The 13229-nt window shown below is 45.2% G+C and carries 2 protein-coding genes; both read right to left on the bottom strand.

Annotation, left to right across the window (positions count from 1 at the left end; translation table 11 throughout):
- Positions 1 to 4: 4 nt before the first annotated feature.
- Complete coding sequence (locus tag GWI58_RS09060; protein ID WP_161769104.1) at positions 5 to 10864, bottom strand: hemagglutinin repeat-containing protein; 10860 nt, start codon at positions 10862 to 10864, stop codon at positions 5 to 7.
- Positions 10865 to 10939: 75 nt separating this feature from the next.
- Entirely contained in the window at positions 10940 to 12667 is a 1728-nt protein-coding gene (locus GWI58_RS09065; protein ID WP_161769105.1) for a ShlB/FhaC/HecB family hemolysin secretion/activation protein, read from the bottom strand.
- Positions 12668 to 13229 lie beyond the last annotated feature (562 nt).

The raw sequence follows: 13229 nt of genomic DNA on the forward strand, positions 1-13229 counted from the left end.
ATAATTACCTAACCACAGTCTTACCTGGGAATGTGTTAACTAAATTACCTTTTTTATCAGTGATGACTGTCATAATAGACGTTGGCGTACTATTATTCATTGCATCAACACCGATATTTTTGCCCATATCCACAGTACGAATATAGTTACCAGTGGATGGTGAGTATTGCACTGGTGTCTTCGCTACATTATCTGACTGCAAGACTACCTTTAGTTCATCCTTTGTTATTGTGAAGTGTGATTTATTTGCACCCCATTCACCACCATGTTTCTTCCAAGCATATTCGAGTCCTGAACCAGTAGAGCCATCACCATTTCGGACATTAACACGAGACTGTGTAATTGAATTTTTCCACTCTGTATGAACTTGCTCTTTTGGTAATGTATTTCCAGATGTGTCATTTTTCGGCTGTGATCCCTCTGGTTTAACATTTGGTTTAGCAACATCTTTTCCAAACTGTTTTACTAATGCGCCTGAGTTTGCAACTGCAGACGTACCACCAAGCAAATAAATCGAACCAACATACATTCCCGCACGTGAGCGAGCTTCTTCATCTGTATACCCAAAGTTTTTAAACGCTTTAGTATAAGATTCCAACAGATTATATGCTTGCTGTGCTTCCGGTGAAGTCGAATTCAATAGCCTTTCAATTTCTTGATAACCAGCCTGCGCTGTTTTTGGATTTTGATACGTCAAACTGACGTAGGTATCTATCGTTTTGAATGCATCTTTTCTAGCAGCGGTACATTCAGGTGAAACACCGCCTGCACAGGCATCAAGTAATCTTTGTGTTGTTTCTGTATCTTTAATTCGCAGCTCAGCGAGTTTCTGTTGCTCGACTTCAGTGATCTTACCTTGCTTCTCTTTTAGCTCCAGTGACGTCTTCTGGCGGTGCTCTGAGTCGCTCAGATAGTTATTCTCAACCGCATTCTTTCCAGCTTGCGAGCCAGTAATCGCACCGGCCATATCACCGGTAGTCAATCCACCCGCTAATCCTGAGGCCAATTGGCTCAGTGCACTGAGTTGTTGCTTCTCACTCTCGGTTAAGTCTGAAACCTTCTTGCCCGGGAAGAGGGTGTTTAAGATAACATGAGCGGACAGTTCACCGCTACCAGCACCTAATCCACCTGCAACGGCAGATTGGTTATTTAACTCGGCGACTACAGCACCTAATACCGCATGTGCCATGGCATTGGTTGCTTTGTTAACCTCACCAGTAGCAGGGTCAGTTGTAAGCTCTTTAATCTTAGTTGCTAAGTACGGCGATGAAGCATTCGCCAATGCACCGGCTAAGTTATCACCCGCCAGCCCTTGCAGTAATCCTGTCACCGCTTGGGCCGCTTTTTGGAAATTACTGCCTGTGCCGTACTGTGCCATGGCATTGTTGTAGGCTTGGTCTTTAATAGCTTGTGCGGTAGGTGTTTTACCCGCCGTTTCTAGTTGTTTTTTGGCGATGGCAAGCGCATCGGGGTCTTTTTGGGCTTTATAGCCCGCAATATCCCCTTCAGTGCGAATAATGTCCATCGCCTGATTGCCAATTTCGCCAATTAACTGGGCTTGTTTTAAGCGGTTTTGCTCTTTTTCTTTATCGAATATCGGGTTAATACTGCCGTTATTGGCGTGCTCAGTATCTCGGCTAAGGGTATCAATATCTTGTTTTTGTTTATCGCTATCACGGACAATTAATGTACCGTCACTGACCGCCGATTGCGTGGTGCCTTCGGCGTGGCCACTGTTATTGGCGTTAGAGAGTAACCCGCCTGCGGCATTGGTAAGGAGTTGGCCTCCAATTGGGCCACCGGTGCCCATCGAGCCGCCCGTGTGCTCGGCGGTAAAGTCGGCTTTGTTGTCGATATCTTTCCAGCCTAATGTGCCCGTATCAAGGCGGTTTTTATCTTTGTCCGCAGTGGAGGCAATCACCGCACCATCAAGCTGAGTGTGCTCTTTGACGTTGACATCAAAGCCGCCTTTGCCGGCAAAAATACCGGTTTGTTCTTTCACACTGTCGTAGTTACTGTGTATCTTGTCTTTGCTGGCACTGATATTGATGTTTGGCGTACCACCTATCGTGTAACCGCCACCGACGCTGACCTCTTGCTGTTTGGCATCATAGCGATCACTGTCTTGCTGACTTTGCAGGGTGAGGTCACGACCGACATTGACGGTGACTTGTTCACCACTAACTTGTGCCCCTTTGAGGGTGGTATCTTGTCCACTGTTTAAGGTGAGTTTATTACCTGCATCCAGTGTGGTTTCAGTGTGGGTGAGGCCATTGCCTTTTTCATGGCCTTTACCTTGGTTGACGGAGGCAGAGACATTGACCCCGTAGCCGCCTGCACCCACGCCTACGCCAACCCCGACACTGCTACCTTTGCTGCTGTTTTGGCTGGTGGTTTGCTCGGTATTTTGGGCAGAAACAAGGTTGATATCTTGCGTGGCAGACAGTGATAAGTCTTTACCCGCTTTGAGTTCACTGCCGACGACTGTAATATTACCGCTGTCTGGGGCGCTGTCTTTATTTTTGCCGGTTGCGGTAATCGACAGATTTTGTCCGGCATTTAAGGTGCTGCCTTGGGATTGGCGGCTGTCGGTGTGGGTTTCGCTTTTCGACGATTGGCTACCATAAGACACACTGACACCAACTGTATTGGTGGCGCCTTCTTGATAGTCTTTATCGCCCGGTTTGAGGTTGTGGGCAAGGTTGTGCGCATTGGCTGCATCGGTTTTCAGCCCATCTAACTCAACCGCTTGCTGAGTTTGAACGCCGGATAATACTGCCTTGGTGTTTTGCAGGGCACTTAAACGACCGTCACTTTCTTTGCGAGCTTGTTGTGCGGTGCTGACGGCAGTATTGAGGGCGCTACCTGCACTGCCAGAGAGTGCAACACTAAACCCACTTTGCTTGGTTTCAAAGGTTTCAGTGCGAGTCCGTTCATCATAGCCCGGGTCGATTTGGACGCTATCACCGGTGAGGTTTAGGTCTTTTTGAGCAATCAGGTCAGCGCCACCCACATGCAGTTTGTTGCCAGCGGTGATGTTGATATTACCTTGTGTGCTGCCAATAGTGCTGACACTTTGGCTTTGGGTGGTACCTTTTTCATCCACTTCATGGCGGGAGGATTGTTTACCGACACTAAAGCCAATGCCACCGCTACTCATGAGGCCGCTTTTTTTCTTCTCTTCGAGCAGATAATGTGAATCGGTTTCGGTCGCAGCGGTGATATCGACATTGTTGCCAGCGGTTAAGCTGACATCGTTTTCTGCGACCACCGAGGAGCCTTTGACGGTCAGGTCATTACCTGCATTGATGGTAACTTTTTCGCCACTGAGCAAGCTGCCTTTTTCACGGGTGGTTTCATCGTGTTGGAGGGTGTGTTCACTGCTGGCGCTTAAGAAGCCTTTACTGCTACGTTGCTCTTCGACGGTTTTTTTGTTTTCTTCAGTGGCGGTATTGAGCGTCACATTCTGTTTAGCATCAAGGGTAATTTCTCCTTTTTCACTGTGAATAGAGCTACCCGTAACGGTGATGTCTTTATCACGCGCCGTAATATCGACGCCGTTTTGTCCGCTAAATGTGCTGCCGACCACCTCATGGGATGAGGTCTCATCGACTCGGGAGCCTTTGTTGCTGCCATTGCGAGTATGCTCTTGGTCTAGCGCATAGGTGTCTTGGGTTGCCGCCTTGATAGTGACATCTTGCGCTGAGACGCTGATTTTACCTGCTTGGCTATCGACTTGGGCGCCTTCTGCCACCAAGTTGTTGCCTGCATTGAGGGAAACGCCTTTGTTGCCACTGAGGGTACTGAGCATTAAGCTGTCTTCTTCACGGGTATTGCTGACGGAAGAACCGTTGCCTTGTGCATCAAGTTGACTTTTATTGGTGGTTTTATCCGACAGGATATTGATATCGCCACCCGCGTTGACATCCAACGAGCCGCCAGCTTGGGCTTGGCTGCCTTTGACAGAGATATCTTTTCCAGCATTGAGGCTGAGATTTCCACCCGCGCTCAGTTCGCTACTTTGTGCAAGTTGCCATTCACCGCTAACGTGGGCAAGATTTTCAGATGTATTGATAATATTATTGCGATCCCCCATTGCTCCCGCAATCACATTGATACTGCCGGTATGGGTACTTTTCACTGCCGTAATGGACAAGTTATCGCGCGCGTTAAGCTTAATATCCCCAGTCGCATCCAATTTAGCGCCTTGCAATTGCATATTATGTCCACTAAGAGTGATATCAGTGGCACTCATTGTTGCTTGACGTAAGGCATCTTGTAAGTTGGTGCTTAATGTGAGGTTATCGGCATTAATATTGATGGTATCTGCTTTGATATCCCCATCACGATGCATAAATTGTTTCGCATCGACCTCAAGGCCTTTTTGAGCTAATAGGTTTCCGGCATTATCAATGCTGTCAGCGGATAAATTCAGTGTCTTACCGCTTATCATCGCCCCTTGTTGTGTCAGGCTAAGTGTCGTGTTTGCTAAATAGACTTTCGGAACCCAAACGGTTTGTGGGCCTTGTGATGTATCTATGGTTTCACTGACCAGCCAGACGATGTCTTGTTGTAGGGCGGCGATTTGCGCTGGTGTTAAGGCAACACCGGGGCGTAAGTTGAATTCTTCCGCCACCTTAATTCCATTATTCATCAGGTATTGGTACTGCGCCATGGCATCTTCTTCACGTAGGGAAGGGCGACCTGTGAGCTTTAAAACTTGCTCACGTACTAAACGTTGTTCATAGAAGCCATCTCCTAAACGTTTATGTACATCGGCAGGGGAGTAACCAACCCGCTCTAGCAGATAGTCGCTACTGATAAACTTGTTTCTATCGGTAAAGCGTTGATCGGTGACCACCAAGAAGGGGCTGTCCGGTGTTAAATTCGGACGGAATAAGCCATTATCAGGGATAGAGGTTGCCACATCACCAATATGCTGTTTTTCAGTTAACGCTAGCTCAGCAGGAAGCAAAGGGCGATCGAGTGGTGAGATACCATCGGCTTGATTAAGTTCTGATTTACTGTGCTCGGTGAAGTTAGTATTGAAATCTTGCTTATTTACACCATCAATATCAAATGCCAGTGGGTTAAGTTCCCATTGCGCACGTTCCGCTTTGGCTGCATTTATCGCCGCTTCTAATTCGGTTATTTGTGCTGCATTGACGGTAGTGTTGGTGATATTGGCACTGGTGAGCGAAACATTGCCATTACCTGAAATAATGCCATCAATGGTGGTGAGTGCCGTAGTTTTGTCACTATTAGATTGAGGATACCAGTGGTTTCTGCTGACATCATAATGATCGACATAGAACTCTTTGTGGCGTTCATTCACAGAATAGCCTGTATTTTCAACGCGCCCTTTATCTTTAATATCAAGGCTACCTGCCGACGTAATAGTACTAGCATCATTTTTCAGTAAATCCGTGATATTGAGCGTCATATTCTGGCCCGACAAAATGCGCGCACCAATACCTTCGGCGATCAGTTTGTCACGGGTAACGGTGCCTGTGACCGAACGTTCACGTATCCAACTGAAGTCATCAATTCCCGTTGCGGTCGCAACATCGATATGTTGATTTGGATCCCACACTTCATAGCGATATTGGTTGTGTTCGCGCCATACTGCACCATGGTAAGGTGTTGGTGGGGTTTTGATACGTCCCGGTATACCACGCGACTCATAGAAGGTCATGGCATAACTGCCATTACTATTGGGGGTGAGTGCTAAATAATTCACCCATAATGTGGTGAATTGACCATCTTGTTGTTTCACCTTCATTTGTGCACGTTTATTTTGGGCATCAATATCTAAAATAGTGCCGTATTTGTTATCCAACGCAGCGCTTTCATTTTGAAAAGTGAGTTGCTGCGTCGTAGGTGCCATTGCTGAGGGATCTTTATGGGCTTGGGTTTCAAATGAACGCCAGTAGAAGTTATACAGATGTTTGTTATAACTTTCACTTTCTGCATCACGTTCTATTTCTAACCCTTCGCGTAAATTATTCAGTTGACGCGCGGTAATGGAAACGCCGCCTTCTGCTTCAATAAAACTGGCGTTATTTTCAATCAAATCATCGCTGGTGAGCGTTAAAGTATCACCACTGTAAATCAGTGCTTGATCACGGTTGATTAGGTTTTTTTCTGTTTGCAGGTCAATGTGTTTTGCTGCCGCAATGACAGCCTTTTTCCCCTGATTATCTAAGGTGTTAGCTTTAACGTGGATCACATCACCCATTAAAGTGGCGCTATTGTTTAATTCATCCACATTGAGTGCTATTTTATCGGCTTCTAACCGATCCCTGTTATCCAATTGACCTGTGGAAATCGCGAGATTTTTACTAACCAGTGAGCCTTGGTTGGTGAAGTGTAGGCTCGATAGGGTGAAATCACCCGGTAATAACCAGTCAGTGAGGTTAGTCAAAGCGCCAGCAATATTTAGGGTGAGCGATTGGTTGCTGGTGAGGGTATCACCTGCGTGGTGCGTATAGTCCTGCGTAGCAGTCAGCGAAAGCGCTTTTTGGCTTTTGATTGTCCCGCCCTGATTGTTAATGGACTGGGTATTGATGGCAAGTGCCGAACCACTTTGGATTGTGCCTTGTTGGTTTGCGAGGGAAAGCTGAGCCGAGGTGGACGCTGCATCCGTATTCAGTGCAATATCGCCATTGGCTAATACCTGACCTGATTGGTTATTGAGGGTATTCACCCCTGAAAACGCTAAGTTTTCATTACTTTGCAGTCGGCCTTGGGTATTTTCAATGTTTTTAACAGTCAGCGTAGTTTCTTTACTACCGTGCACCAGCCCATTTTCACGGTTATCTAAAGCATTGAGTAACAGGTTAAAGCGACCTTGGCTACTTAAAATACCCTTGTGTCGATTATCTAAGGTGAGCGCAATTAGTTTCAGTGCATTATTGGAAACCAATTGTCCTTGTTGGTTTTGGATATCGGTAGCTGTTAACGTCAAGGTATCACCGCTGTGAATTTTCCCTTGTGTGTTATTGAGTTGTTTTATGCTATAGGTGCCTGCGTGTTGGCTAATGAGGGCACCTTGAGTGTTATCAAGTTCGGTTGCATTCAGCGCAAGCTTGCAGAGGCTACTCACCGTCCCTTGTTGGTTTTTAAAAGTTTTGGTTTCTAGCAACTGGTTTTGATTACTGAGGATTGCCCCTGCCGTATTATCAATTCGCTCTGTACTTGTGATGTTCAGGGGGTGCTGGCTTTCTATTTTGCCAGACGTATTGTCTAACGTTTTACTGGTTAACGTGAGATTTTCACCGCTTTGCAATTTGCCGTGAGCGTTATTGAGTGCATTTTCAATGGATAACAACAGTTGTTTTTGGCTATACAGTAAACCGCCTTGCGAGTTGTCGACATTCGACGTGCTAAGTTGCAATGTGCCACCGGAGAGTAATTGTCCCTTCTGGTTCTTGACGGATTGCGTTGTGGTGGTGAGGTTTTGACTGGCACTGATTTTACCTTGGGTGTTATTGATTTCGTTGGCAACCAACAGTGATGCAGAGCCACCGGCTTGCAATGTGCCATGCTGGTTTTCCAGTGAGTTCGCCGTGAGTTCGACATTTTTCTGGCTTTGGATTTCACCGCTTTGGTTATTCAATAACTGAGTCTTGGCCTGCCATGAATCTAAGCTACCTATCCAGCCTTGCTGGTTGAGAATATTGTGTGCGTTGAGTGTTTGCGCTTGCTGGCTGAAAATACGCCCATCGTGATTATCAATTAACTGTGTTGCTTGAATATTTAAACGACCAAGGGCGTTGACTACGCCTTGAGCATTGTTGACAAGGTTGGCGTTAATCGAAGTATCACTTTGGCTGTTCAGAATACCCGTTTGGTTATTAAAATCGCCACTGAGGTTGAAGGACAATACATCTTGGCTGAGAATTTGGCCTTTTTGTTGATTACTCAGTTGGTTGCCGATCAACGTTAATATGCCACCACTTTGTAGCAAACCCGCGGTATTATCGAAGTGATAACCTTGCCACTGTAATGCGTTGCCAGCGCTGATTTTGCCTTGGCGGTTATTGAGCTCATTTTGAGTGTTTAAGGTTAACTGGTTACCCGATAATAGTTGGCCTTGGCTATTCTCAATAGTATGTGCGCTCAGATTGGCCTGTTTCCCGGCTTGCAGCGTGCCTTTTTGGTTGTTGATATCCCCTTGGGTATCGAGGGTTAATTGATTGCCTGCTTCCAATAACCCAGACTGATTATTCACATCGCCTTGGCTGGTGAGGTCAAGGTTTTGAGTCGCAATCACTTTACCTATTTGGTTATCCAAGTGAGCAGTATGAATATTGACGTTTTGGCTGCTGATTTCGCCTTTGGTATTACCAATTCGCGCGGTGGTTGTGATATCAAGGGCTTTACCTGATAGCACTTGTCCGTCACTGTTATCCAGTGTTTTAGCAGTGATGCTTGCGTTATGGCCACTTTGCAGTAAACCTACTTGGTTAGTGAGTTGCTGCCCGACAGACGTAGTTAATGTCTCATTGGCAATCACTTTACCTTTGGTGTTGTCTAACGCATTTTTTGCCGTGATATCAATGCTATTTTCACCAATGACTTGCCCTTGCTGGTTTTTAATCTTGTTTGCATTTAGGGCAATATCTTTGCTGTAAAGTGTACCACGTTGGTTATTAAGGTCAGTTGTCGCATTAAGAACGAGTTGCTCACCAGACAGTATTTTCCCTGTTTGGTTATCAATGCGTTGTGCATCAACCGTGAGCTGGGTCTCACTTTGCACCGTCCCTTGTTGGCTGTTTACCAAATTTTGCGTAGCGAGAGTGAGTTTATCACCTGAACCAATAAAACCGTTGGCATTATTCACTTGCTGCTGAGCCACAATATCGAGCGTTGTTTGGCTAATCAGTTTACCCAGTGCATTATTGAGATTGTCCGTGGTGACAGTGACTTGCTGGCTATTAATCGTCCCCGATTGGTTGTTCAGCGATTTGCCTGCTTGCAGGTTGACGGCATTTCCTGCCACAAGGTTACCTGCGCTATTATCAATTTGCTCTTTGGCATTCAAAGCCAGTTTAGTTTGGCTTTGAATGGTGCCCGATTGATTATCAATTGAGTTTGCGGTAAGAGTTAAATCGCCATTTGCCCCGACTTCACCTTGCTGATTATTAATGCTATTTTTTATCTGCCAATCTTGTTGGCTCTTGCTTAACGCAACTAATCGGCCTGCTTGGTTATTCAGTGAATCGGCATTGAGCTTAAGGCGGTGGGTTTCAATCGCACCGCCTTGATTATTTAGTTGCCCTTTGAGGGAAAATTGGCTCTCATTCTGCCCTGTTTGTACCCAAGTTCCATTTTGATTAAACAGGTTATTGGCGTTGATATTCCATTGTTGGGCTTGAATTTGAATTTGCTGAGTATGAATATCACGTACACTACTGAGTTTGGCATCACTCACATCAATTTTTGCTTGAGTAAGGGCGATATCCCCTTGTTTAGATGTCAGCGCCAAGTTTGATGCCGCGATTTGTGTTTGGCTTAAATCCAGTGATTTTGCTGTTGCAGTGATATTTTGCTTACTTAGCAATGTGCCACGAGTATCAATTTTTCCCTCACTGGCTAATATGATATTGGCGTTATTAATAATCTTACTTTTATTATCACTGCCCGCGAGCACGTTACCTTGACTGTGGATATCGCCTTTCGCATTGATATTAACGTCTTTGAGGGCAGCAAGTGTCCCCGAGTTATCCACTGAACCTGTTTGACTTTCTACGTTTAAGACGCCACCACTGTGTAATTTACCTTGATGTATAAGGTTGTCTTTGGCTAATAAGGTAATATCCCCGTTGGCTTGGGTAACGGTTTCTTGTGTTTTTGCTGATTGCCAGACTAACTGCCCATTACTTTTCACCGTTAAGGTTTTATCCGCTTGTATGTGCCCACCTTGATTGCGAACGCCCACACCTTTTTCGGTGCCCACCATGTGAATATAACCGCTGTACATGCCGCCCATTTGGCCCATGTCGATGGCAAATTCAGGTTGTGCAGCTTGGCTCTCTATCGGAGTGGCTTTATTTTGTGTATCGACCTTATTTTTACCCGCAACGATTGCTATTTTTTCTTTCGCCCACACACCAGAATTGATTTCAACGGCACGGGCGAGCAGATCAACATACTGCGTATCGTGGCGACTATCGGCATTTAATCCTCCACCTTCAACACGAATAACCCCGCGTTCTACTTGATATCCTGCAAGGCTACCGTCTTGGTTAAATTGGGGTTTCCCTGTGGTAAGGGTCATACGACCTGCATTGATAGTGCCGCAGCCATTACAAATAATTCCCGATGGGTTAGCGACAATCACTTGCGCTTTACCGCCTGCAACTTCCAGAAAGCCTTTAATTTGGCTTGGGTTATTGCTGTTGACTTCATTCAGAATCACGCGCGCAGGAGCTTTGTTTGGGTCAAGATTCGGGTTACCTTGGATCATCCCTGCGGTTTGTGTTGAAGTCATCACCGCCGAGTTATTGAGAATGGCGCCACGGTTATCGACATCAAATTGTTTATATTGGTTATGAGAAATACCGGAGCCATTCGGTGCCGCAATATTGACTTGTGGAAGTCCATTTTGCGTATTGATCACCTCCGGGCGTTGGTTTTGCGGTGCATTGTTATCGGCAATAATGCTGCTCGCCATGGCTGAGGTACCCCACAAGGCTAACCACAGCAGTAATGAGGTACGGCGTAGAGTGACCCATAGACGATTACCATTTACACCTCGTGTTTGGCCTGAATCGGTGCTACAGCTTTTCGCCAGTTCCGATACAACACGTAATTCCCCATGAGTGCGGCTAAAAATTAAACGGTAACAATGCTTATTCATAATAGAGTTCCTTCAAAAAACAGGGCAAACATGGGTAAAACTAAAAATGTCTATCGGCTATCAAATCAATGGCGATTAAATTTCAAGGTTGAGGCTAAAACCTGCCGTCGCTCCTGACGTATCGAATTTTTTCGGCTTATATAATGGCACGCCAACAAACAGGTCATAGCTCAAACGAGAGAAAAGTGAGCCACGAAGTCCTAATGCGGTACCGGCAAGTTGATGTCCCACAAGGTATTGGGTACTTTGGCCTTCAACACGCCCGTAATCAGCGGCTAAATACAGTTCTTGCCCTTTAGAAAAAACATTCCATGCCAGTTCGTTGCGCCATAACAGGCCTTTTTCACCCGACAGTACTTGCTCTCCGTCAAAACCACGCACGGTATAGCGTCCGCCAATGGACATGCGCTCTTGTGGTGTTAGGGCATGCTGAGTCCATTGACCCCGTAAAGTGGTATTCCAGCGCCAAGGCTGTTCGCCCAACGTGAAGGGTTGATTGAAACTGATGTCCCCAAGAAAAATGCCCACGCGGGCACTGCCGCTGTGGGTATCTTCTTCAGGGGCACGGCGTGCGCCGTAGGCGCCTGTACCGCGACGCCAGTTAATATTGGCATCGAGTGTGGCATTGCCTAAGAAGCTGCGCTGATTAAGGCCGATTTCCCACCCTGCGGTACGGCGGCGTTGTTGTTCAATATCAATGTCATTAACGGCGTTACTGGCGGTTTTTCGGTAAGTACGCAGATTAAGGGTGGTTTTGTGGATTTGGTCGCGAAACAGTAACCGTGATAGGGTAAATTGTGCGGTATCGCTCTTACCGCTATAACGTAACACTTCGTTGGCATTGGGAATATTCTGGTGATAATTATATTCATTGTAATTGGCGGCAAAGCCCCAATTGCCAACAGGAATGAAATAGTTCAGGGTGTAAGAACGGTTACCAAAAGGGCCTTTATCAAACAAGTCTTTACTGATATTGGCGTAAAACATATCGTTTTGGGCAAACGGCGCATCAATGGCTAGCGTCGCAGAGCCTAAATAGCGCCCGGTGCTTTTTGAGCCACTATCATCAAGACTGAAGCTTAATCGCACAGGACGCTTTTCTTGCCAACTGACTACTAAGTCACTGGTACCATCAATTGGGCCGGGTTCGATACGAATATCGGCAGTGACATTGGGTACGCGTTTAAAGTTTTCTAGCCCTTGCTCAATATCACGCAGATTCAGAATATCGCCTGAGGCAGCAGGAATGGCATTCCATAAACGCCCACGCCATGAAGTGCCTTCATCAAAACGAATGGCATTAATCCGTCCCGGTTGAAGCGTGAGAACTAACTCACCTTGGTTCAAATCTTGCTCTTGTGCCATCACGCGGGTGGTGACATAACCTTTTTCTAAAATGGCATTTTGGACTTTATTGAGGACTAACAAAATCCCTTGGCTACCCAAGCACTGGTCTTTGGCGTCGTTAACGGCTTTTAATGCCCATTGAAAATCGGCAGCGGACTCACCGTTAAGACGGATAGTGGAAATGGTAAAGCAGGGTTGTTCATTTTGCGGATAATCAGGCAGCGTTAAATCAGGCTGTTGAATACGCGTATCCACAACGGGGTTGTTCTGCTGTTGTAACATGCGCTCTCGTTCTTGCTGGCGTTGTTGCTCGCGGGCATCGATAGAGAGTGCTTGATTGACGGGATCAGCCAATAAGGGGACAGAGATAAAATATAAGCTGAGTAAGCTCCATTTTAATAAACGATGTTGTTTGTCAGTATGATGTGATGTAAGGGAGAATGGTTTTTCTTGCATATTTTTGCCTAATTCATCAATCAATAATTACATGTGTCTAACTCAATGAATTAAGGCGATGTCAGTAATAAAATATAGATCCGGACATCCTTACTAATGCAGTCACAAATCCGTTGTTACGCAGGTTAAATATAAGTTTAGGGTACGGAATTTAGCGATTAGTTGACTTTCATTGAGAATATTATCTTAAGTCAAATTTGGTGCTGATGTTTACATAAACTGACAAATGAGGCAATAAGTTAAAATCGTATTTTGGATAAATAAGATTTAATACCAATCTGTAAATCATTAATAGACATTTTCTAGTGATTTAAAATGATTTTCTTTATTTTCACGGAATTTAAATTTGATAAAGATTAAGTTAATTATGGTTTGTTATAATTATAAATAATAATCTTTTTAGATCCTCTGATTATTATTCAAAAATGATTAAATATTAATCATATATATTAGTATAGTAAGGTATTTAATTTTGTCAGATGAAAGATTGTAATATTAAAAAGCTTATTTTAGTGATATTTAGACGTGAAGTAGTCAAACTATTTGCTGAATAATACGACAC

The organism is Proteus sp. G2674, assembly GCF_009915195.1.
Taxonomy (GTDB): Bacteria; Pseudomonadota; Gammaproteobacteria; order Enterobacterales; family Enterobacteriaceae; genus Proteus; species Proteus mirabilis.